Annotated in this window: 19 protein-coding genes; 12 read left to right on the top strand and 7 right to left on the bottom strand. The window is 71.9% G+C overall.

Going from position 1 to position 22,973, the window contains the following annotated elements; all coding sequences use genetic code 11:
- The first annotated feature begins 134 nt into the window (after positions 1-134).
- The 6 genes from ACZ5NW_RS08705 (at position 135) to ACZ5NW_RS08680 (ending at position 9,135) form a co-directional block, all read left to right on the top strand.
- Positions 135-5,462, top strand: a complete 5,328-nt coding sequence (locus ACZ5NW_RS08705) for an HD domain-containing protein (protein ID WP_468743063.1) — start codon at positions 135-137, stop codon at positions 5,460-5,462.
- Positions 5,463-5,468: 6 nt separating this feature from the next.
- Positions 5,469-5,810 (top strand): hypothetical protein, encoded by a 342-nt coding sequence (locus ACZ5NW_RS08700; protein ID WP_468743062.1) that lies wholly within the window; start codon positions 5,469-5,471, stop codon positions 5,808-5,810.
- Positions 5,807-6,418, top strand: a complete 612-nt coding sequence (locus ACZ5NW_RS08695; protein WP_468743061.1) for a hypothetical protein — start codon at positions 5,807-5,809, stop codon at positions 6,416-6,418. Before ACZ5NW_RS08700 ends, ACZ5NW_RS08695 begins: the two co-directional genes overlap by 4 nt.
- 110 nt (positions 6,419-6,528) lie before the next feature.
- Positions 6,529-7,398 (top strand): sterol desaturase family protein, encoded by an 870-nt coding sequence (locus ACZ5NW_RS08690; protein ID WP_468743060.1) that lies wholly within the window; start codon positions 6,529-6,531, stop codon positions 7,396-7,398.
- Positions 7,395-8,057: a lysoplasmalogenase gene (locus ACZ5NW_RS08685; RefSeq protein ID WP_468743059.1), complete on the top strand. Its 663-nt coding sequence runs from the start codon at positions 7,395-7,397 to the stop codon at positions 8,055-8,057. Before ACZ5NW_RS08690 ends, ACZ5NW_RS08685 begins: the two co-directional genes overlap by 4 nt.
- 34 nt (positions 8,058-8,091) lie before the next feature.
- Positions 8,092-9,135 (top strand): zinc-dependent alcohol dehydrogenase family protein, encoded by a 1,044-nt coding sequence (locus tag ACZ5NW_RS08680; protein ID WP_468743058.1) that lies wholly within the window; start codon positions 8,092-8,094, stop codon positions 9,133-9,135.
- Between the two features lie 30 nt (positions 9,136-9,165).
- Here ACZ5NW_RS08680 and ACZ5NW_RS08675 read toward each other — a convergent pair whose 3' ends face one another.
- Complete coding sequence (locus ACZ5NW_RS08675; protein ID WP_468743057.1) at positions 9,166-10,530, bottom strand: CoA transferase; 1,365 nt, start codon at positions 10,528-10,530, stop codon at positions 9,166-9,168.
- Between the two features lie 106 nt (positions 10,531-10,636).
- Positions 10,637-12,169: a S8 family peptidase gene (locus ACZ5NW_RS08670; protein WP_468743056.1), complete on the bottom strand. Its 1,533-nt coding sequence runs from the start codon at positions 12,167-12,169 to the stop codon at positions 10,637-10,639.
- A 256-nt stretch (positions 12,170-12,425) separates the two neighbouring features.
- On the opposite strand from ACZ5NW_RS08670, the gene ACZ5NW_RS08665 reads away from it, so the two are divergent.
- The 3 genes from ACZ5NW_RS08665 to moaA all read left to right on the top strand — a co-directional run bounded on the left by ACZ5NW_RS08665 (position 12,426) and on the right by moaA (position 15,542).
- Positions 12,426-12,782, top strand: a complete 357-nt coding sequence (locus tag ACZ5NW_RS08665) for a DUF485 domain-containing protein (protein ID WP_468743055.1) — start codon at positions 12,426-12,428, stop codon at positions 12,780-12,782.
- A complete protein-coding gene (locus ACZ5NW_RS08660) occupies positions 12,779-14,404 on the top strand; it encodes a solute symporter family protein (RefSeq protein WP_468743054.1) in 1,626 nt (541 codons plus the stop codon). The genes ACZ5NW_RS08665 and ACZ5NW_RS08660 overlap by 4 nt, the downstream gene beginning before the upstream one ends.
- 148 nt (positions 14,405-14,552) lie before the next feature.
- Positions 14,553-15,542, top strand: a complete 990-nt coding sequence (moaA, locus tag ACZ5NW_RS08655; protein ID WP_468743053.1) for a GTP 3',8-cyclase MoaA — start codon at positions 14,553-14,555, stop codon at positions 15,540-15,542.
- 5 nt (positions 15,543-15,547) lie between these two features.
- On the opposite strand, the gene ACZ5NW_RS08650 is transcribed toward moaA, so the two are convergent.
- Together ACZ5NW_RS08650 and ACZ5NW_RS08645 are read right to left on the bottom strand one after the other, a co-directional pair.
- A complete protein-coding gene (locus ACZ5NW_RS08650) occupies positions 15,548-15,763 on the bottom strand; it encodes a hypothetical protein (protein ID WP_468743052.1) in 216 nt (71 codons plus the stop codon).
- A 189-nt stretch (positions 15,764-15,952) separates the two neighbouring features.
- Positions 15,953-16,330 carry a DUF3099 domain-containing protein gene (locus ACZ5NW_RS08645; protein WP_468743051.1) on the bottom strand — a complete coding sequence of 126 codons (378 nt, stop codon included), beginning with the start codon at positions 16,328-16,330 and terminating at the stop codon, positions 15,953-15,955.
- Positions 16,331-16,574: 244 nt separating this feature from the next.
- Between ACZ5NW_RS08645 and ACZ5NW_RS08640 the strand changes: the two genes are divergently transcribed.
- Positions 16,575-16,853, top strand: coding sequence for a GlsB/YeaQ/YmgE family stress response membrane protein (locus ACZ5NW_RS08640; protein WP_468743050.1), 279 nt, complete (start codon positions 16,575-16,577; stop codon positions 16,851-16,853).
- 74 nt (positions 16,854-16,927) lie between these two features.
- Here the strand turns inward: ACZ5NW_RS08640 and tyrS are convergent, their stop codons facing one another.
- From tyrS to ACZ5NW_RS08625, 3 genes are read right to left on the bottom strand one after another with little or no spacing between them, the layout of a single operon-like run.
- Positions 16,928-18,196: a tyrosine--tRNA ligase gene (gene tyrS / locus ACZ5NW_RS08635; protein ID WP_468743049.1), complete on the bottom strand. Its 1,269-nt coding sequence runs from the start codon at positions 18,194-18,196 to the stop codon at positions 16,928-16,930.
- A 43-nt stretch (positions 18,197-18,239) separates the two neighbouring features.
- Positions 18,240-19,634 (bottom strand): metallopeptidase TldD-related protein, encoded by a 1,395-nt coding sequence (locus ACZ5NW_RS08630; protein ID WP_468743048.1) that lies wholly within the window; start codon positions 19,632-19,634, stop codon positions 18,240-18,242.
- Complete coding sequence (locus ACZ5NW_RS08625; protein WP_468743047.1) at positions 19,631-21,154, bottom strand: TldD/PmbA family protein; 1,524 nt, start codon at positions 21,152-21,154, stop codon at positions 19,631-19,633. Before ACZ5NW_RS08625 ends, ACZ5NW_RS08630 begins: the two co-directional genes overlap by 4 nt.
- Positions 21,155-21,420: 266 nt before the next feature.
- Here ACZ5NW_RS08625 and fabG point away from each other — a divergent pair, with 266 nt between their 5' ends.
- A complete protein-coding gene (fabG, locus tag ACZ5NW_RS08620) occupies positions 21,421-22,125 on the top strand; it encodes a 3-oxoacyl-[acyl-carrier-protein] reductase (RefSeq protein WP_468743046.1) in 705 nt (234 codons plus the stop codon).
- A gap of 5 nt (positions 22,126-22,130) precedes the next feature.
- Positions 22,131-22,898 (top strand): enoyl-ACP reductase FabI, encoded by a 768-nt coding sequence (gene fabI / locus ACZ5NW_RS08615; RefSeq protein ID WP_468743045.1) that lies wholly within the window; start codon positions 22,131-22,133, stop codon positions 22,896-22,898.
- The last annotated feature ends 75 nt before the right edge of the window (positions 22,899-22,973 follow it).

The raw sequence follows: 22,973 nt of genomic DNA, 5'->3' as shown, positions 1-22,973 counted from the left end.
GGACCGACACTCCCGCCCGCACCAGGCGGGCCCCGGACCGCCCCTGGCACGTTTTCCCCCGTTTCCGGACCACTGTCGGTGGCCTGTGCCATTCTGGCCTGCGTCGCGTGGAGCAACGGGGGAGGCCACCGGACATGGCGAGCAGGCAGGCGCTGATCATCGCGGCCCCGCAGTACGAACTCTCCGACCGCTTCACCGACTTGACGCACACCGTCGGTCGTGACGTCGAGCTGATGACCGAGGCCCTGCAGTCGTCCGGATACAGCGTCGAACGCCTCGGCGCCACACCGGACGAACCGGCCCTGCGGTCCAGGATCCGCAGCGCCGTCAGCCGGGTGTGCGCCACGGCACCCGAAGAGGGCACCGTGCTCATCCACTTCACCGGCCACGGGCTCTCCGTCGACGGCGCCGACTATCTGGTGCCCGCCGACGCCCAGCTGACCTGGGCCACCTCGCCGCCGGAGGTCGCGCTCGACAGCCTCGTCGGTCTCGACCTCGCCGAACTGCTCCGCGGCTGCCGCGCGGGCACCGTCCTGTTCACGGTCGACGCCTGCCGCGACAGCGCCGCCTCCGACGGCGCCTCCCACGGCGGGGCGGCGACCATTTTCCCCGCCGGACGGGACCGCGTCGCCGTGCTGTTCGGCTGCGGCCCCGGCCAGACCTGCGGCTCCGACGACGACCGGGGCAGCCACTTCACGCGCGCGCTCGCCGACGCCCTGCGCGCGGACACCGCGCCCCGCACGGTCGCCGACGTCATCACCCACACGGTCCGCAGGACCGCCGAGTTCGCCCGTGCCGCGGGTCGGCCCCAGACCCCCACCCCGCACTACGCGCCGAGCGGCCCGGACGCCGTCCGCGCGGTCGAACTGTGCGCGGGCCGGACGCTGCACGAGGAGTGGGCGGTCGCGGTCCGCGACCCGGAACTGTGGGCGGCCGTGGACCGCGGCGACGCCCACCAGGGTGACGCGTCCTACGGCGACGTCGCGCACGGCGACGCCTCGCCCGCCGGCGCTTCCCGTGGCGACGCCCCCGACGGCGCCGAACTCCAGGACGCCCTGCTGCGGTTGGTCGGCGAGTGCGCCCGGTGGCGGGCCACCGCCCTCGCCGACGTCCCCGACCCCTGGTCGGACGACGACTACCCCGTGCGCGTCCTCACCCAGGGTCTGCGCCCCCTGCTCGCGCCGTCGCAGACCCAGGGCGGACCGCTGCTGGACCCCGGGGAGTTCGCCGTGCTCGCGGCCGCCCCCTTCGTCCGTGAGGCCGTCTACGCGATGGGCGTCAAGGAGACGCTCGCCGTCGAACCGTTCCGGCTCGACAAGGACACCGGCCCGCTGGGCCGCGAACCCGAACGCGCCGACCTGGAGCACACGTTCGCCGCGCACGCCCTGCTGTGGCGCAAGGGGCGCGAACTGGCGGGCCGGCACCGCGCCGAGGACGCCCGCGCCGTCGCGGCCTGGCTGCTGCACCGACATGTGAGCGCCAAGGAGCAGCTGTGGGACACCTACGCCCGGCAACTGCTCGACCCGATCGCGAAGGCGCTGCTCGGCCCCGCCGCCACGACCGACCGACGCGAGGAACTCACCGACGAACTCGTGCGCGTGTGCCGCCACGTCGCCATCGCCCCGGCCGAGCCGTACCAGGGCGAGCGGACGACCGCCGACACCCACTGGCGCCTCGACGGGATCGTCCGCGCCGACGGCAGGGCGGAGCGCTGGCGCCCGCGCGAACTGTCCTGGCTGCTCGGCGTCGCCGGACTCCTCGGCGGCGACCTCCGCCAGCTGCCCGGCGTCCTCGTCGACAACATCGGCATCACCGACGGGCTGCGGCCCGGCGAGGCCGTGGCGACCGTACGGGAACTGCGCTGGGCGCGCGACCGCCTGAACCGGACCCTCGACCTGGACCTGCCCTGCCCCCACCCCGCCGTGCACGCGGCCCTGGAGACCCTCACCGGCTGGGCCGACGAGGCCGTGCAGAACATCCGCCGGCACCTCGCCCCGTCCGAGCCCGCCGCGCTCCTCGCCCACCTCCCCGAGCGGATCACCTGCCGCAAGCTGCGCCCGCGCTACGACAGCTCCACCAAGGGCGACGCGTACGGACTGCCGCTGATGCGCTTCGGCCTCGCCGAGGACGAGATGCGCGAACTCCTCATGGGCACCCAGCTGTACGGCGACCCGGCCCTCGCCCTGCGCGAGCTGTACCAGAACGCTCTCGACGCCTGCCGCTACCGCCAGGCGCGGCTGCGCTACGGCCAGGTCGCCGGGAACGTCCCGTACACCTGGCGGGGCGAGATCGTCTTCCGGCAGGGCACGGACGCCGACGGCCGGCCCTACGTCGAGTGCGAGGACAACGGCGTCGGCATGAACCGCGGAACCCTGCGCGGCACCTTCTCGCGGGCCGGCCGCCGGTTCGAGCAGTCCCGGGAGTACCGCAGCGAACAGGCCCGCTGGCGGCGCGCCGACCCCACCCTGCGCATCCACCCCAACAGCCGTTTCGGCGTGGGCGTGTTCAGCTACTTCATGCTGGCCGACGAGATCAGCGTATGGACCCGGGCCACCGACGAGTACGGCCGCGCGGACCCGGCGGGCGGGCTGCGCGTCGATGTGGCCTCCACCGGCAGCCTGTTCCGCATCAGGGACAGCGAGGAGGCCCGGCATCCGGGCGGCACCCTGGTGCGGCTCTACCTCCAGAAGGACGACATCGACGTGGCGGCGGAACTCGCCAAGCGGATCTGGCGATCCGAGTTCGCCATGCGGGTGGAGCGCGACGGGAAGGTGCGCCGCACCTGGGAGAGCGGCGCGCTGTACTACTTCGGGGACGCACAGGGGCCGGTCGCCGTGGGGCCCGACGCCTGGTGGGTGGAGGGGAACGGGTGCCTGCTGGCGGACGGGATCCTGGTGGACCCGGGGACGATGGACGCCACGAAGGACGCCAGCGCGCGGGCCTGGCTGGGGTCGCCCGACCGGATCAGGCGACGCCACGGACCACGGACGGACTGGCACCAGTGGGGCGGTCATCCCTTCGGTGTCGTCCTGGACCTGCGCGGCGCGCGCGCACCCGACATCAGCACCGACCGGACCAGGATCCTCTCGTACGACAGACACTGGGCGGACGAACTGATCCTCGACGCCGCGGGCACGTTCGAGGCGCCGCCCTGGCTCACGCTGGAGTGGCTCTGGGCGCTCGCCGACGTACACCCCGAGGCGGCGGTCGAGGTCACCGGGCGGCTGCTGGCGGCGGGGGCACGGATGACCAGCAGAACGGGCTGGGACCGTGCCACGGTGCTCGACTTCCGCCGGGTGGGGTGCTTCCCGAACGACGCGCTGATGACGCGCCTTTCCAGGTACAGCCTGTCCAACCCGGGATACATGCCGGACGACTGCGGTCTCGTGTCCTGGCGGGCGGGAGTGCTGCGCACTCTGGGCATCGAACTCAAGGACAGCCTGCGGGACGAACTGGCCCTGCCGGACCGGGTGGACGGCTATCCGGAGCCCCAGGCATGGGAGGCCGCCCTCGACCCGAACGAGGTCCGGCTGTCCAAAGCGCTGACACGGGCCGCCCTGGCACGGTCCGAGGGGGCCGGTCTGGGGCGGTTCCTCGGATGGCTGCGCCGCTATGCCATCGCGGGCCTGAGCGTCCCCGCTGTCACGGACGCCGACGCCGCTCACCGTCTGCTGCTCGACGCCACCGACCGGGAGATCGTCTCCACCCTCGAACTGTTCCGTGACACATACGGCTTCGGCAGGAGCTCGTGGGACGTGCTCGCGGTGCTGGAGGGCTTCAGCACGCGGATGGCGCTCCCGATCAGGGAGGCGCTGGCCAGGGCCCGGCGCTTCGCCGCTGCCGGCCTCCCGCTGGAGGTGCCGGACGGCGCCGCGAGCGCTCCGGACGACACGATCGCCGAACAGGGCGACCTCGACGTACTGCGCTGGCACCCCCGGTTCCACGACGAGGGCCGAGGGCGGGAGGGGACGGCGCCTCCGCAGGAGGTGTACGACGACGTCCTGCGGCGTTACGCGTGGCTCGGCTGGCCGCCGGAGGGACCGGTCGCCGCCACCGACCCCGCCCCCCACCAGGCGCGGCAGATCCAGCGCCTGCCCGCGTCCTGGACCGGGGAGCAACGCGACGAGTTCACCGAGAGCTTCGGCATCCACGAGCACGTCGTCGACACCGAGCTGTCCCCGCGGCAGATGGCGCGCGCGTCGGGGATGCTCGGCCTGTCCGTGGCACAGGTGAGCGACAAGTACGCCGATGTGCTCGCGGGACGGGCCCTGCGCGTGCCCGACATGGGAGAGGATGCCGAACACGTCTTCACCCGACTCGACAGCGACCTTCTCGGGGCGTGTCTGGGCGAGTTCTTCGACGGCGCGTGGGTGTACGACCGGAGGGCCTGCCCGGCCCCGTTGGTGGAGACCGCGCAGACGGTGAACCGGGTCCAGGCGGACCCGGCGGTGGCGGCGGAGCGCGTCGCCGAACTCGCCGCCCGGGGACTGCTGGACGCTCGCGCCCCCGGGCTCCTCGACTCCTGGCGCGCGCTGCCGCTCGCTGACTGGGAACTCCTCCTGTGCAAGGACAAGAACCGGGTGACCGTGCGCGACGCCCTGGACCGACTCGGCACGTCGAGCGTCTACCGGATCGAGGGAGCCGTACGGTCCGCCGCCGTGACGGAGGGCCTCGACGTCTTCTTCGCCTTCCTCGCCGCGGCGATGACGCGCACACCGCTCACCTCCGCGGCGGAATGCCTGATCCGTCTCGGCCCCCTCGTGGGCCTCGACACGGCCCCCTTGGAGTCGGCGGTGCGGGCGATGCCACAGGATCTGCGTCCCACCCGGGCCGATCTGCTGGCCTGCTGCGAGACCGCCGACGGCATCGCGCGCTGGCGTCCGCGCCCCGACCCCGCCGTCCTCGTGGCCCACGCCCGCTCCACCGAGGGGACTCTCGGCGAGAGCCTGGCCGTCCTGGCCCGCTACGCCCCCCTGGGCGCCGCCTGGCGGGAGCCCGCCGACGGCCCCGACGCCTGGCGCGAGCACCGCCCCACCGAACACGACAGTGCCCTGTTCCGCTCCGACCTCGTCGGTGACGGGCCCGTCGGTCCGCTCGAACTGCTGCGGGTCGCCGCCCGCTTCGGCTGGACCCTGTCCCGCGCCTGGGACCGCCTCGCGCTCTACCGCCCGTTCGGGCTGAGGATCCCGACCGAGCGGCCGGACTCCGAGACCGTTCCGGTCTGGCAGGACCTGATCCTCCTCACCGAGCGGTACACGGGCCGGGCCCCCGCGCTGACCGGCGAGGTGAGCGCCGACCGCATCACCGTCTGCGCCCGCGAGCTGGAGCAGCCGACCCGGTGGGTGTACGACCGACTCGCCCTGTACGCCCCGCTGTTCGGCCTCACCCTGCCCCCCGCCCTGCCCGCCGAACCCGCCCCGACGCCGCCCGCCGAGCCCTACCGGCCCGGCACAGCCACCTGAGGAGCCATGCCCGATCACGTCCAGAGCGAGTTCCGCGAGCACGAGACCGCGCCCCGCGCGGACGAACCCTTCGCCGTCGTACGCTCCGACGACGGCCGCTGGTACAAGGCGACCGGCCTGTGCCCCACCTGTAGGTCGGCCGTCGTCTTCCGCGTCGCGTACGGCGTCCTCGGCCCGCCCAAACGCCGGGAGCGGCCCGGCGACCGGCCCGAGCCGCTGACCGGCGCCATCACCGTGTACTGCCAGTGCGGCTACCCCCATCCCGAACGCCCCCCGGAGTCCCCCGACACCGGCTGCGGCGCCTTCTGGGACGTCCCCGTGCCGCCCGAGCGGGGCTCCGCGCCATGACCGACCTGCTCAAGAAGCGCTACGCCCAGGTCGGACAGCAGCTGCAACTCGACCAGCTGGGCACCGTACGCCGTCAGGCCGAGGGGTGGCGCAACGGGCTGACCGGGCTCACCGGACTCGTCGGTGTGGTCTTCGTCCTCAAGGGCCGCGAGTCCGTCGCCGGTCTGCCCGACGCCTGGCGGTGGACGACGGCCCTGCTGCTCGTGCTCGCCTTCGCCCTGCTGCTCACCGGCGCGCTGGGTGCCGTACGGGCCGCGCACGGCCAGCTCGGCGAGCGCACCTGGCTGACCGGCGACCGGCTCCTCGCCGCCGTCCTCGACGAGGTGGACAGCACGCAGAACGCGCTGGTCCGCGCCCGCCGCCTGGCCGTCGCGGGGCTGTGCGCGATCGTCGCCGCGATCGGGGTGTCGTGGCTGGTCCCGGTGCCGGACGAACCCGCGAAGCCCGGCTCGTACGTCGCGGTGACCACGGACTCCGGCACCCGCTGCGGCGAACTGGTGCTGGGCGACGCGGACGCCGTGACCCTCCGGGCGGCCGGGGCGGAGCGGGCCCTGACCCGTATCCCGTACACCGAGATCCGCGCGCTCGCCCCGACGGGCCGCTGCTGACCGTCGGCCGGCCGTTGGCGGAGATCACCAACAAGCAAGCGCGTACCGTCGGTAATACTTGTCGGTAACAACGTCTAGTCGCAGGCGACGGGCGGTTCTACGGTGCCCACATGCCGAACCTGCCCGATGTCGTGCTGTGGTCGATACCCGCATTCGTGCTGCTCACCGTGGTCGAGGTGATCAGCGTCCGGATCCATCCCGACGAGGAGGCGGCCGGATACGAGGCCAAGGACGCCGCCACCAGCGTCACCATGGGGCTCGGCAGTCTGGTCTTCGACTTCTTCTGGAAGATCCCGATCGTCGCGATCTACACGGCGATCTACGAACTGACGCCGCTGCGCGTGCCCGTCCTGTGGTGGACGGTTCCGCTGATGCTGCTCGCCCAGGACTTCTTCTACTACTGGTCCCACCGCGGCCACCACGTCATCCGCATCCTGTGGGCCTGTCACGTCGTCCACCACTCCAGCGAGAAGTTCAACCTGACGACCGCCCTGCGCCAGCCCTGGACGTCCCTGACCGTCTGGCCGTTCTACGTCCCGCTCGTCGCCGCCGGTGTCCACCCGGCCGCGCTGGCCTTCTGCTCGTCGGCGAACCTCGTCTACCAGTTCTGGATCCACACCGAGCGAATCGACAAGATGCCGCGCTGGTTCGAGTTCGTGTTCAACACGCCCTCCCACCACCGGGTCCACCACGCCTCCCAGGGCGGCTACCTCGACCGGAACTTCGGCGGCATCCTCATCGTCTGGGACCGGCTGTTCGGGTCCTTCGTGCCCGAGGTTGACCGGCCCGTCTACGGGTTGACCAAGAACATCAACACATTCAATCCGATCAAGGTGGCCACCCATGAGTACCGGGCCATCGGTAGGGACCTGAGGGCGGCACGCAGCTGGCGCGAGCGCGCGGGACGTGTGTTCCGCGGACCGGGCTGGCAGCCGGCGCCGCCCGCGACCGAGCCGGCCGAGGAGTCCGTGGCGGCATGAGACCGCGCCCCGTCCTGGCCGCCCTCGGATGCGCCGCCGCCGTGGACCTGGTGTCCCTGGCGGCCGGCTTCGAGCCGGGCCACCTGCTGGCGAAACCCCTGCTGATGCCCCTGCTGGCCGTCTGGGCCGGCCTGCGGGGCGCCCCCCGGACGCTGATCGCCGCCCTGCTGTGCGGCTGGGGCGGCGACGTCCTGCTGCTGTCCGACGCCGACCCCGCCTTCCTCGCCGGCATGGCGTCCTTCGCGGCGGGGCACGTCTGCTACCTCGTACTGTTCGCGCGCAGCGGCCCCCTGCGCGCGCGGGCCGGCCTCCTCCTGTCCTGCTACCTGATCGCCCTCGTCCTCACCCTGGTCCTGCTCTGGCCGGACCTGCCCGCCGACCTCCGCGTCCCGGTCGCCGGCTACAGCGCGCTCCTGACCGCCATGGCCTTCAGCTCCGGAGCCCGGCTGGGACGCGTCGCCGGTGCGGGCGGCGCGCTGTTCCTGCTCTCCGACACCCTCATCGCCACCGGCGTCGCCGACTGGCCGCAGCCGCCCCGCCCCGACTTCTGGATCATGCTCACCTACGTCGCAGGACAGTTCCTCCTGGCCCACGGCACCCTCGGCGCGCGGCGGGCCACGGCCGCGCGTTACGTTGAAGTGCGCTCGACCACCCCCTGAGCGCACCCAACAGCGTGACAGAGAAGGACCCACCATGCGCGCCACCACCATCCACGCTCCGTACGACATGCGTGTGGAGGACGTTCCCGAGCCCGTGGTGCAGCTGCCCACCGACGCCGTGGTGCGGGTGCTGCGCGCCTGCATCTGCGGCAGCGACCTGTGGGCCTACCGCGGCGAGGCCGCCCGTCAGCCGGGGCAGCGGATCGGTCACGAGTTCCTCGGCGTCGTGGAGGAGACCGGCTCCGAGGTGACCGGCGTCCGGCGCGGTGACCTGGTCGTCGCGCCCTTCATGTGGTCCGACGGTGTCTGCGACTACTGCCGCGAGGGCCTGACGACCTCCTGCGAGCACGGCGGCTTCTGGGGCTCCGTCGGCCACGACGGCGGCCAGGGCGAGGCCGTGCGGGTGCCCTTCGCCGACGGCACCCTCGTCCAGCTGCCCAAGGACGCCGCCTCCGACGAGCGTCTGCTGTCCGCGCTGCTCACCCTGTCCGACGTCATGGGCACCGGTCACCACGCCGCCCTCGGCGCGGGCGCCCGCCCCGGCGCGACGGTCGCCGTCGTCGGCGACGGCGCGGTCGGCCTCTGCGCGGTGCTCGCCGCCAAGCGGCTCGGCGCCGAGCGGATCATCGCGCTCGGCCGGCACCAGGTCCGCACCGACATCGCCCGCCGCTTCGGCGCCACCGACGTGGTCGCCGAGCGCGGGGAGGCGGCCGTCGCGGCCGTCCGTGAGCTGACCCGCGGCCAGGGCACGCACGCCGTCGTCGAGGCGGTCGGCACCGAACAGTCCATGCGTACCGCCGTGGACATCACCCGCGACGGCGGCGCCATCGGCTTCGTCGGCGTCCCGCACGGCAGCGGCACCGGCCTCGACCTCGGCGTCATGTTCGACCGCAACATCGCCCTGCGCGGCGGCGTCGCCCCGGTCCGCGCCTACATCCCCGACCTCCTGCCCGACGTCCTCGACGGCACGATCGACCCGTCGCCGGTCTTCGACATGACGGTCGACATCGAGGGAGTCCCGGCGGGCTACAAGGCCATGGACGAACGCACGGCCCTGAAGGTCCTCGTCACCGCCTAGGACGCCGGCGCCGGGGCGCGGTCGTGTGGCTCAGGTCCAGCGGGCCTCGTCCTCGCCCCACCGGCCCGGTGGGCGGGCCCAGTCGGCCGGGCCGTCGTCGAAGGCGACCGGTGGCCGGGCGTGCCGCAGCCGGCCGAGGGCGCTGTCGGTCTCGGTGAGCCACGCGCCCGGACCGTCGTACGGGCGGCCCCCGGTCTCCCGCGTCCAGGTGGCGTCCGTCAGCCACGCCGCCGTACGCGCCAGGGACAGCCGTACGACCCGCCCGTGCCCTTCCCGCGTCCGCTCGGTCAGCGCCCGGAGCACGGCGGCCGCCAGGAGATAGCCCGTGCCGTGGTCGAGGGCCTGCGCCGGGAGGGCGCCGGGGCGGTCGGGCGAGCCCTCGGTCGCCGCGATGCCCGTGGCGACCTGCACCAGGCTGTCGAAGCCGCGCCGCCCCGCCCAGGGCCCTTCCGCCCCCCACGCCGAGACCTGCGCCACGACCAGCCCGGGCCTGCGCTCCGCCAGCGCCTCGGGGGAGAGGCCGAACCGGTCCAGCGCGCCGGGCCGGTAGCCGACGACGACCACGTCCGTCGACGCGAGGAGCTCCTCGAACGCGGACCGGTCGGCCACCAGGTCGAGCCGCGTCGACCGCTTCCCGAAACCGGTGTCCGCGTGCTGGTCGGGCAGCTCCGGCAACCGCGGCGGGTCCACGCGCAGGACGTCCGCGCCGAGCAGCGCCAGCGTGCGCGTGGCGACGGGGCCCGCGAGGACCCGCGTCAGATCCAGGACGCGCACTCCGGCGGCCGGCAGCAGGGGAGTGCCGGTCAGGGGCGGCAGCACCCGCGCGCGTGCCGTGTCCACCCGCGCGCGTTCGACCAGCGGCCGTCCGGCGAGCGCCGTCGCCTGCCCGTGGGCGGCCCACTGCTCGGGCGTGCGCAGCGCGACGGCGAGCCCCCCGGCGCCGTACACCGCCTCCTCCACCTCCACGGCGGACCGCTCCCTCAGTGCCGCCTCGACGGCGCCCGGATCGTCGGCGACACCCAGGGTCCGCAGCAACCGGGCCCGGTGGTGCGGATAGTTGGCGTGGGTGCGCACCCAGCCGTCGGCGGTCCGCCAGAACCGCGACAGGGGCGCGAAGAGCTCCGGCGCCCGCCCGTCGACCAGCAGCAGCCGCTCACTCGCGAACGCCGTGGCCACCGCACCGTCGTCCACCCGCACCCCGGGCACCCGGGACAGCCCGGCCCGCAGCGCCCCGAGCTCGGCGGCGGCCAGCGCGCACACGCCGACACAGGCCCGCGCCAGCTCCCGTACGGGCAGCCGGGCCGGCAACGCGCCCTCCCGGGGCACGGTCGACACGCGGGACGGCAGGGCGGGGTCGCCGCCCAGTTCCGACCAAGCGAACTTGATTGCAGTCATGACTTCACTATGCATTATTGATTGAATCAATACGTAAATCGATATAAGAAGGGCCGGGCGGTTGTTCCCGCCCGGCCCTCAAGAGATCAAGCCGATCACATGACCGCTACTTGACCGCCTTCAGCGCGTTGACGACGCCCCAGCCGTAGAAGCTGTTGAACCGCGGGTTGCCCACGCACGTCGCTTCCGGCGTGCCGTCGCCGTCCTGGTCGTACGCCGCGCAACCGGGGTTGTCCGCCTGCACCTTGAGCAGCGCCTGGAGCTGCGCCGGAGTCGCCCACGGGTGCTTGGACTTCAGCAGCGCGGCGACGCCCGCGGCGTGCGGCGACGCCATCGACGTGCCCTGCAGCCAGCCGTACCCGCCACCCGGCATGGTCGACAGGATGCGGCCGTTCTGCGACGGGGTGTCCGTCGGGATCTGGAACTTGCGGTCACCGCCCGGCGCGGCGATGTCGACGACGCCGTAACCGTACGAGGAGTAGTACGACTTGACGTTCTTCACACCCGTCGCGCTCACCGTGACGACGCCCGGCAGCATGGTCGGCACGTCGAAGCAGGTGTGCGGGTCGATCGTGCGCTCGACCGCCGTGGTGTCATCGGGGCTGGTGTTGTCGACGATCGCGTCCGAGTCGAGGTCGTGGGCGGAGTTGCCCGCCGACGCCAGGTTGAGCGTGCCCTTGTGCTGCGCGTACAGCTGGGCGCGGTTGACCGCGTCGACGATCGCCTTCTGGTCCGGGTCGTCCAGGCAGTTGTACAGCCACGGGTCGACGTAGTAGCTGTTGTTCGTGATCTCGACGCCGTGGTCGGCGGCGAACACGAAGGCGCAGACGACGTTCTCCGGGTAGAAGAGGCCGTCCTTGGGGTCGCTCACCTTGATGCCGGCGACCTTCACGCCGGGCGCGACACCCGCGACACCGATGCCGTTGCGGGCCGCCGCGATCTCACCGGCGACGTGCGTGCCGTGGTAGTCCTCGGCCGGGTTGTACGGCCGCCAGGCGCCCGGCGTCGTGTCCGCCACACCGCCGACGCAGTTCGCCGACTGGGACGCGGAGAAGTTCGGCGCCAGGTCGGGGTGGGTGTCGTCGACGCCGGTGTCGATCACGGCGACGGTCACCTTGCTGCTGCCCGGGTTGATCTCGGCGGCCTTGTCGGCACCGATCGCGCGCAGGTCCCACTGGTCGGCCTCCAGCGGCTCGCTCTCGCCCGCCGCGGCGGACGCGGTCGCGATCTTCGCCGCCTGGTCGTCCGACAGGACCTGCACCGCGCCCTCGTCCGTCGTGCCCGCGGCGGCCAGCGCCCCGGTGCGGGTGGCGCCGGCCGACTGCACGCCGTGCACCGCGCGTATCTGCGCGCCGAAAGCGGGGTTCGCCGAGTGCACGACGATCACGCCGATCTGCTCGTACGTGGCGACGACGGTGCCGTCGGCCGCGGCGATCGCCTTCTTCACCGACTCGATCGTGCGGTGGTCCACCTTCGTGTTGACGACATACGCCAGGTTCACGGCGTCGGCCGTCTGCGTGGTGGAGGTCGTGGCCGGCGCCGCCGAGGCCGCCGCCGGCAGGAAGCCGAGCGAGGCGGTCAGCGACAGCACGACGGGCACCGCGAGCCCGAGACGGCGTCTGGAAGGCAGATGAGCCATGGGGTCTCCACATCATCCGGAAACGAAACGAGCCCGAGACACAGGTGGTGCTCGGGCAGGTACATGACGGTTTTGCTCGCCCGAAGCTATCCCGCGAACCCGCTGGCCAGCAATGACTTGCCGAGATGTCGTGCGGCGGCTTCCGAAAGAACCCGAACGAGTTGAACCGGTCCACGCGTGGCGCCGTGACGTTGAGCAGGGAGCCCGAGGACGATCGAGCCCCCCATTCCAGCCATCCGCAACGCGAGGAGACTCCGTGGCCACCGAGACACCGCCCCCCGCGAAATCGACAGCCCAACTCCCCACCACCGAGGAGTTCGTCGCGGTGCAGGAGAGCCCCGAGTTCGGTGAACTGCGCCGCTCCTACCGGTCGTTCGCCTTCCCGCTGACGTTGGCCTTCATCGCCTGGTACCTGCTGTACGTCCTGCTGTCCAACTACGCGGGCGACTTCATGGGCACCCAGGTCGTCGGCAACATCAACGTGGCCCTCGTGCTCGGCCTCGCCCAGTTCCTCACCACGTTCCTCATCGCCTGGTGGTACGCGCGGCGCGCCGCCGCCACGCTCGACCCGCAGGCCGACGCGATCAAGTCACGGATGGAGGGCGGCGCATGAGCCCCGCACAGCACACCCTGCTCGCCGCCGGCGAGGCCAGCGAGCACCGCCCGTTGATCATCAGTCTGTTCGCCGTGTTCGTCGTCGCCACCCTCGTCATCACCGTCTGGGCCGGCCGCCAGACCAAGGACGCCGCCGACTTCTACGCCGGCGGCCGGCAGTTCACCGGCTTCCAGAACGGCCTCGCCGTCTCCGGCGACTACATGTCCGCCGCGTCCTTCCTGGGCATCGCCGGCGCCATCGCCCTCTTCGGCTACGACGGCTTCCTCTACTCCATCGGCTTCCTGGTCGCCTGGCTCGTCGCCCTCCTCCTCGTCGCCGAGCCGCTGCGCAACTCCGGCCGCTACACCATGGGCGACGTCCTCGCCTACCGGATGCGCCAGCGCCCGGTCCGTACGGCGGCCGGCACCTCCACCATCGTGGTCTCGATCTTCTACCTGCTGGCCCAGATGGCGGGCGCGGGCGTGCTCGTCTCCCTGCTGCTCGGCATCACCAGCGACGGCGGCAAGATCGGCATCGTGGCGCTGGTCGGCGTGCTGATGATCTTCTACGTCACCATCGGCGGCATGAAGGGCACCACCTGGGTCCAGATGGTCAAGGCCGTGCTCCTCATGACCGGCGCCCTGCTGCTGACCTTCCTGGTCCTGCTGAAGTTCGACTTCAACGTCTCCGACCTGCTCGGTTCGGCCGCCGACAACAGCGCGAAGGGCTCGGCGTTCCTGGAGCCCGGACTGAAGTACGGCGCCACCGGCACCACCAAGCTGGACTTCATCTCCCTGGGCCTCGCCCTGGTCCTCGGCACCGCCGGCCTGCCGCACATCCTGATCCGCTTCTACACGGTCCCCACCGCCAGGGCCGCCCGTAAGTCGGTCATCTGGGCCATCGGCCTGATCGGCAGCTTCTACCTGATGACCCTCGCCCTCGGGTTCGGCGCCGCCGCGCTGATCAAGCCGGACGAGATCATCGCCTCCAACAAGGCGGGCAACACCGCCGCACCCCTGCTGGCCCTGCATCTCGGCGGCGTGCACTCCACCTGGGGCGCGATCCTGCTGGCCACCATCTCCGCGGTCGCCTTCGCCACGATCCTCGCGGTCGTCGCCGGCCTCACCCTGGCCTCGTCCTCGTCCTTCGCGCACGACATCTACGCCAACGTCATCAAGCGCGGCCAGGCCGACGAGAAGCAGGAGATCAACGCGGCCCGCTGGGCCACCGTCGGCATCGGCGCGGTGTCGATCGTCCTCGGCGCCCTCGCCCGCGACCTGAACGTCGCCGGCCTGGTCGCCCTCGCCTTCGCGGTCGCCGCCTCCGCCAACCTCCCCACCATCCTCTACAGCCTCTTCTGGAAGCGGTTCACCACCCAGGGCGCCCTGTGGTCGATCTACGGCGGCCTGTTCACCGCGGTCGGCCTGGTGCTGTTCTCGACGGTCGTCTCCGGCAAGCCCAGCTCGATGTTCCCCGACGTCGACTTCCACTGGTTCCCGCTGGAGAACCCCGGCATCATCTCCATCCCGGTCGGCTTCCTCCTGGGCGTCCTCGGCACCCTTCTGTCGAAGGAGGAGCCCGACACCGAGAAGTACGCCGAGCTGGAGGTCCGTTCGCTGACCGGCACCGGCGCGCACTGAGAGGTTCCTCCGGACGGGCCGCGTCGTAGCTCCCTACGACGCGGTCCGTCCCACGTCGTGGGATCGGCTCTCGGCCTCTGTCGGTGCCGTCACGTAGGCTCGCAGGTGACGGAAGACCTTTGATCAGGTATCGAGGGAGGGGGCCCGCGTGCTCATCGACACCTATGGCCGGGTGGCCACCGACCTGAGAGTCTCGCTGACCGACCGCTGCAATCTGCGCTGCACGTACTGCATGCCCGAGGAGGGCCTGCAGTGGCTGGCCAAACCGGATCTCCTCACGGACGACGAGATCGTCCGCCTGATCGACATCGCGGCCCGCGTCCTCGGTGTCGAGGAGGTCCGCTTCACCGGCGGCGAGCCCCTGCTGCGCCCGGGCCTCGTCGGCATCGTGGAGCGCGTCGCCGGACTCCGGCCGCGCCCCCGCATGTCCCTGACGACCAACGGCATCGGCCTCAAGCGCACCGCGGCGGCCCTGAAGGCCGCGGGCCTGGACCGGGTCAATGTCTCGCTGGACACCCTCCGCCCGGACGTCTTCAAGACCCTCACCCGCCGCGACCGCCACAAGGACGTCCTGGAGGGCCTTCGGGCCGCCCGCGAGGCCGGTCTGACCCCGGTGAAGGTCAACACGGTCCTGATGCCGGGACTGAACGACGACGAGGCCCCGGACCTCCTCGCCTGGGCGATGGAGCACGACTACGAACTGCGCTTCATCGAGCAGATGCCGCTGGACGCCCAACACGGCTGGAAGCGCGAGGGCATGGTGACGGCCGGAGACATCCTCGCCTCCCTGCGCACCCGCTTCACCCTCACCCCCGAGGGCGACGAGGCGCGCGGCTCGGCACCGGCGGAGCGCTGGCTCGTCGACGGCGGCCCGCACCGCGTGGGGGTCATCGCCTCGGTCACCCGCCCGTTCTGCGCGGCCTGCGACCGCACCCGCCTCACCGCCGACGGCCAGATTCGCACCTGTCTGTTCGCCCAGGAGGAGACGGACCTGCGCACAGCCCTGCGCTCCGGCGCCCCCGACGAGGAGATAGCCCGCGTCTGGCGCCTGGCGATGTGGGGCAAGAAGGCGGGAGCGGGCCTGGACGACCCGTCGTTCGTCCAGCCGGACCGCCCGATGTCGGCGATCGGCGGCTAGACGGCTCAGCCCTCCGGGGACTCCCACTCGGCCAGCGGGACGACGTCCTTCAGGAAGCCCCGTACGCCCAGGAACTGGGAGAGATGCTCCCGGTGTTCGTCGCAGGCCAGCCATGTCTTGCGGCGGTCCGGGGTGTGGATCTTCGGGTTGTTCCAGGCCAGCACCCACACGGCGGTGACCCGGCAGCCCTTGGCAGAACAGATCGGCGTCTCGTCACTCACAGCTCGGTCCCACAACTCCCGCACCCAAAAAGGCGACGCCGAGCAGCCACGGGGGGAGCTGCCCGGCGTCGGTCCGTCGCTCCGACGGGGGATGCGGAGCGCCTAGGCAGTATGTCACGCGCGACCACCCGCAGGGCAGTCAAAGAACATGTTGATCTGAGGATTTCTTGAGGTTGGCGCACAGACGACTCATGGCCGACGCTCGGCCTGATCGCCGGTCCGGTCCTCCGGGACCGATTCCGCGTACGGCTCCTCCGCCTGCGGCGGCATGATCATCGGCCGCGTCGGCGCGCCCACGAACGTCGACGGCAGGGAAGGGACGTTCTCCCGACCGGCGTTGGCGATCACCACGGCGATGTACGGCAGCACCGCCCCGAGCACCAGCGCGACCACCGCGACGTGCCGTTCCACGTTCCACAGCGTGGCCGCGAGGATCACCGCGAGCGTACGGACCGTCATCGAGATGATGTAGCGCCGCTGCCGCCCGCGCACATCCTCCTGGAGCCCCTGCCGGGCCCCGGTGATCCGGAACACCTGGGCGTTGCCGCCCCCACCCTGCTTCCGCATCACATTCCACCGTCCGCCCGCTCGGCGCTCTCCCCGTCCACGACCGGTCCGCACCCGCCTGGCGGGCGCGGATCCGCACAACCTCCACGTTACGCCGCGGCTCCGCCGCCTTCGAGACCGGGTCGCCACCCCGTCGGGCGACGGCCGTGCGCCATACCGCGTACGGCCCCGCACGACATGCGGCGTAGCGGGCCCGCGTCGAGACTGGGGGCACTGTTCTCGCAGGCCGTACAAGGAGGCAGCCATGGGCTGGTTGTGGGCGATCATCGTGGGGTTCGTGCTGGGCCTGATCGCGAAGGCGCTGCTCCCGGGCAAACAGCACAGCCCGCTCTGGCTCACGACGATCTTCGGCATGCTGGGCGCGATGGCCGGCAACGCGATCGCCCGGGGGTTCGGCGTGGAAGCCACCCGCGGCATCGACTGGAGCCGCCACTTCTTCCAGCTGATCGCAGCGATCATCATCGTGGCGGTGGGCGACATGGTGTACATGGCCACCCTGGGCAAAAGGAAGCAGCGCGCCTGAGAGGGGCGCGGGGAACCGCGCGAGCGACCACGACGAACGCGGCACCCGGCAGACCACCCGCACCCCTACGGCGACTAGGCGCCCGTCACCTCGACGGCGGCCAGGTTCTTCTTCCCCCGCCGCAGCACCAGCCACCGCCCCTGCAGCAGATCCTCCCGGGAGGGAACCGCGTCCTCGGCCGTGACCTTGACGTTGTTCACGTAGGCCCCGCCCTCCTTCACGGTCCGCCGCGCGGCGGACTTGCTGGCGACGAGCCCCACCTCGGCGAACAGATCCACGACCGGACCCAGCTCGGCCACCTGGACGTTCGGCACCTCGGAGAGCGCCGCGGCCAGCGTGCGCTCGTCCAGCTCCGCCAGTTCGCCCTGCCCGAACAGCGCCTTCGACGCGGCGATCACGGCAGCCGTCTGCTCGGCGCCGTGCACCAGCGTCGTCAGCTCCTCGGCGAGCGCCCGCTGCGCCGCCCGCGCCTGCGGCCGCTCCGCGGTCTGCCGCTCCAGCTCCTCGATCTCCTCACGGGACCTGAAGCTGAAGATGCGCAGGTACGTCGGGACGTCCCGGTCGTCGGCGTTCAGCCAGAACTGGTAGAAGGCGTACGGCGTGGTCAGCTCGGCGTCGAGCCAGACCGTGCCGGACTCCGTCTTGCCGAACTTCGTGCCGTCGGCCTTGGTGATCAGCGGCGTGGCCAGGGCGTGCACCGCGACGTGCGGCTCCACCTTGTGGATCAGGTCGGCGCCCGCCGTGAGGTTGCCCCACTGGTCGCTGCCGCCGGTCTGCAGCGTGCAGCCGTACCTGCGGTACAGCTCCAGGAAGTCCATGCCCTGGAGGAGCTGGTAGCTGAACTCGGTGTAGCTGATGCCCGCGTCGGAGTTGAGCCGCCGGGCGACGGCCTCCTTGGCGATCATCTTGTTGACCCGGAAGTGCTTGCCGATGTCCCGCAGCAGGCTGATCGCGGACAGGCCCTGCGTCCAGTCCAGGTTGTTGACCATGGTCGCGGCGTTCGGCCCCTCGAAGTCGAGGAACCTCTCGATCTGGCCGCGCAGCCGCGCCACCCAGCCGGCCACCACCTCGGGGTCGTTCAGCGTGCGCTCGGCCGTCGGCTTGGGGTCGCCGATCAGGCCCGTGGCGCCCCCGACCAGGCCCAGCGGACGGTTGCCCGCCTGCTGGATCCGGCGCATCGTCAGGATCTGCACGAGGTTGCCGAGGTGCAGGCTGGGCGCGGTCGGGTCGAAGCCGCAATAGAACGTGACGGGACCGTCCGCGAACGCCTTGCGCAATGCGTCCTCGTCAGTGGACACGGCGATCAGCCCGCGCCACTTCAGCTCGTCGACGATGTCCGTCACGGTTCTCGTGTCTCCTTGAGTGGTCTCTTAATCAGGTACGAGGTTATACGCCCTGGCTGACAGAGCTCATATTGAAGTCCGGCACCCGCAGCGCGGGCATCGCGGCCCGGGTGAACCAGTCGCTCCACTCCCGGGGCAGCGTCTTCTCCGTGCGCCCCGCCTCGGTGGCCCGCCCGAGCAGATCGACCGGCGACTCGTTGAACCGGAAGTTGTTCACCGCGCCCGTGACCTCGCCGTTCTCCACGAGATAGACGCCGTCCCGGGTCAGGCCGGTCAGCAGCAGCGTGGCCGGGTCCACCTCGCGGATGTACCACAGGCACGTCAGCAGCAGCCCCCGCTCGGTGGCCGCGACCATCTCCTCCAGGGAGCGGTCGTCACCGCCGTCCAGGATCAGGTTGCCGAAGCCCGGCGCCACCGCCAGTCCGGTCAGACCGGCCGTGAACCTGCTGGTGACCAGGTTCTTCAGCGCGCCCTCGCCGACCCACTCGGTGGCGTGCACGGGCAGCCCGTTGTCGAACACCGACTGGTCGTCGCCGGAGGAGTGCGCGATGACGAAGGGCGACGACTCCAGGCCCGGCTCGTTCGGGTCGCTGCGCAGGGTCAGCGGCAGCTCGGTCAGCCGCTCGCCCAGGCGCGTGCCGCCGCCCGGCTTGGAGAACACCGTGCGCCCCTCGGCCGCGTCCCGGCCCGACGCCGACCACATCTGGTAGATCAGCAGGTCCGCGACGGCCGTCGGCGGCAGCAGCGTCTCGTACCGCCCGGCGGGCAGCTCGACCCGCCGCTCCGCCCAGCCCAGCTGTACGGCCAGCTCGGCGTCGAGCGCCGCCGGGTCGACGTCCTTGAAGTCCCGCGTGGCGCGCCCGGCCCAGGCCGAGCGGGTGCGGTCCGGCGACTTGGCGTTCAGCTCCAGCGTCCCGTTCGGCTGGTCGTGCCGCAGCCGCAGCCCCGTGGACGTGCCCACGTACGTCGAGACCATCTCGTGGTTGGCGAAGCCGTACAGCTCCCGCGAGCCCGCACGCGCGCGTGCGAACGCCTCGCCCAGGGCGGGCGCGAAGTCGCCGAACACGGCGGAGGAGGTCTCCACGGGCGGCTCGGTGAAGTCGGGCGACTCCGGCACCCCGCCGACCAGCGGCTGGGCGTCCTCGGCGGGCCCGGCACCGCGCGCGGCGGCCTCGGCGGCCCGTACGAGCGGCTCCAGCTCGTCGGCGGTCACGGCGGCCCGCGAGACCACCCCGGCGGCCGTCCCCTGCTTCCCGTCGACCGTCGCGACGACCGTGAGGGTACGCCCGCGCGTGACGCCGTTCGTGGTGAGCGCGTTGCCCGCCCAGCGCAGGTTGGCGGTCGACTCCTCGTCCGCGATGACGACACAGCCGTCGGCCCGGGACAGGGCGAGGGCCCGCTCGACGATCTCGTGCGGCTTGCTGGTACGGGCGCTCATCGACCGGCCTCCTGCGTGGTGTTCAGAATGTTGACGCCCTTGAACAGGGCCGACGGGCAGCCGTGCGAGACGGCCGCGACCTGCCCCGGCTGGGCCTTGCCGCAGTTGAAGGCGCCCCCGAGGACGTACGTCTGCGGGCCGCCCACCGCCGCCATGGAGCCCCAGAAGTCGGTGGTGGTGGCCTGGTAGGCGACGTCCCGCAGCTGCCCGGTGATCCGCCCGTTCTCGATCCTGAAGAACCGCTGCCCGGTGAACTGGAAGTTGTAGCGCTGCATGTCGATCGACCAGGACCGGTCGCCGACGACGTAGATCCCGCGGTCCACCCCGCCGATCAGGTCCTCCGTCGACAGCCCCGCCGGGTCCGGCTGGAGCGACACGTTCGCCATGCGCTGCACGGGCACGTGCGCGGGCGAGTCGGCGTACGCGCATCCGTTGGAGCGGCCGAGCCCGGTCAGGCGCGCGATCCGCCGGTCCAGCTGGTACCCGACGAGCGTGCCGTCCTTCACCAGGTCCCAGGACTGCGCCTGCACGCCCTCGTCGTCGTAGCCGATGGTGGCCAGGCCGTGCTCGGCGGTGCGGTCGCCGGTGACGTTCATCAGCTGCGAGCCGTACCGCAGCGTGCCGAGCTGGTCGAACGTGGCGAAGGAGGTGCCGGCGTAGGCCGCCTCGTAGCCGAGGGCGCGGTCCAGCTCGGTGGCGTGGCCGATGGACTCGTGGATCGTCAGCCACAGGTTGGACGGGTCGACGACCAGGTCGTACAGCCCCGGCTCGACGCTGGGCGCGCGCATCTTCTCGGCGAGCAGGTCGGGGATCCGCTCCAGCTCGTCGTCCCAGTCCCAGCCGGTGCCGGTGAGGTACTCCCAGCCGCGTCCCACGGGCGGCGCGATGGTGCGCATCGAGTCGAACTCGCCGCTCGACTCGTCGACCGACACGGCGGTGAGCTGCGGGTGCAGCCGTACGCGCTGCTGGGTGGTCACCGTGCCCGCGGTGTCGGCGTAGAACTTGTTCTCATGCACGGTCAGCAGCGAGGCGTCGACATGGTTGACGCCCCGCGCCGCCAGCAGCCGGTTGCTCCAGTCCGCGAGCAGCGCCGTCTTCTCCTCGTCCGGCACGGTGAACGGATCGATCTCGTACGACGAGATCCAGGTCCGCTCCGCGTGCACCGGCTCGTCGGCCAGCTCCACCCGCTCGTCCGACCCGGCCGCGCTGATCACCCGCGCGGACAGCTTCGCCATCGCCACCGCCTGGGAGGCGACCTTCGCGGCGGCGTCCATCGTCAGGTCCACCCCCGAGGCGAACCCCCACGTCCCGCCGTGCACGACCCGCACCGCGTACCCGAGGTCGGTCGTGTCCGACGATCCGGCGGGCTTGGCGTCCCGCAGCCGCCAGGACGCGCTGCGCACCCGCTCGAACCGGAAGTCCGCGTGCTCGGCCCCGAGCGCACGCGCGCGTGCGAGCGCGGCGTCGGCCAGGGCGCGTAGGGGAAGCGCCGTGAAGGCTTCATCGATCGTATGGGGCACGGAGGTCTCCCTGTCGTCGTCGCCTGACGGCTCCGATGCGTCTGTCACCTGTCGGCTCCGATCATTTCGCGGGAGCGGCCGTGCGGACCACACGTTTCCGACCGGGGCGCGCAAACTTTCTGTAGGGATCCCACAGCGACTCCGGTGAGCCACTGTCGGTGCCCCAATGTCCGCCGCCTCGGCCCGACCGATAGGTTTCTGATGAAGCCGCCTGTCATCCAGGTGTTCGGGCGGATGTGTCTGACCTCTATCGAAAGGGTGATCCGTTGAGCCGCTCGGTTCTCGTCACCGGAGGCAACCGGGGCATCGGCCTCGCCATCGCCCGCGCGTTCGCCGACGCCGGCGACAAGGTCGCGATCACGTACCGCTCGGGTGAGCCGCCGGCCGGCTTCCTCGCCGTCAAGTGCGACATCACCGACCCCGAGCAGGTGGAGCAGGCCTACAAGGAGATCGAGGCCCAGCACGGCCCCGTCGAGGTCCTGATCGCCAACGCCGGCGTCACCAAGGACCAGCTCCTGATGCGCATGTCCGAGGAGGACTTCACCTCGGTCATCGACACCAACCTCACCGGAACCTTCCGCGTGGTCAAGCGCGCCAACCGCGGCATGCTGCGCGCCAAGAAGGGCCGCGTCGTGCTCATCTCCTCGGTCGTCGGACTCTACGGCTCCCCGGGGCAGGCCAACTACGCCGCCTCCAAGGCCGCCCTCGTCGGCTTCGCGCGCTCCCTCGCCCGTGAGCTGGGCTCGCGCAACATCACTTTCAACGTCGTCGCGCCCGGCTTCGTCGACACCGACATGACCAAGGTGCTCACGGACGAGCAGCGCACCGGCATCCTCGCCGGGGTGCCGCTCGGACGCTACGCGCAGCCGGAGGAGATCGCCGCGACGGTGCGGTTCCTCGCCTCGGACGACGCCTCGTACATCACTGGAGCCGTCATCCCTGTTGACGGCGGACTGGGAATGGGTCACTGATCACCATGAGCGGAATTCTCGACGGCAAGCGCATCCTCATCACCGGTGTGCTCACGGAGGCGTCCATCGCCTTCCACGCCGCGAAGCTGGCCCAGGAGCAGGGCGCCGAGGTCATCCTGACCGCGTTCCCGCGTCCCACGCTGACCGAGCGCATCGCCAAGAAGCTCCCGAAGCCCACCAAGGTCATCGAGCTCGACGTCACCAACGACGAGCACCTCGGCCGCCTGGCCGACATCGTCGGCGAGGAGCTCGGCGGCCTCGACGGCGTCGTGCACTCCATCGGCTTCGCCCCGCAGGACGCCCTCGGCGGCAACTTCCTCAACACGCCGTTCGAGTCCGTCGCCACGGCCATGCACGTCTCGGCGTACTCCCTGAAGTCGCTGACCATGGCCTGCCTGCCGCTGATGCAGAACGGCGGCTCGGTCGTCGGCCTCACCTTCGACGCCTCCTTCGCCTGGCCGCAGTACGACTGGATGGGCCCGGCCAAGGCCGCCCTGGAGGCCACCAGCCGTTACATCGCCCGCGACCTGGGCAAGCAGAACATCCGCTGCAACCTCGTCTCCGCGGGCCCGCTCGGCTCGATGGCCGCCAAGTCCATCCCGGGCTTCAGCGACCTGGCCGCGGTGTGGGACACCCGTTCCCCGCTGGAGTGGGACCTCAGCGACCCGGAGCCGGCCGGCCGCGGCGTCGTCGCCCTGCTGAGCGACTGGTTCCCGAAGACCACGGGCGAGATCGTCCACGTCGACGGCGGTCTGCACGCCATCGGCGCCTGACCGTTCCCGCCACGGCGCCCGACGCCCCGTTCCCCGCAGCGCGCGGGGCGCGGGGCGTCACCCTTTCGGCCCCTC

Source organism: Streptomyces sp. NPDC032126, assembly GCF_055580085.1.
The sequence above is the reverse complement of the archived record's forward strand: the minus strand, read 5'-3'. Positions and strand labels throughout refer to the sequence as shown.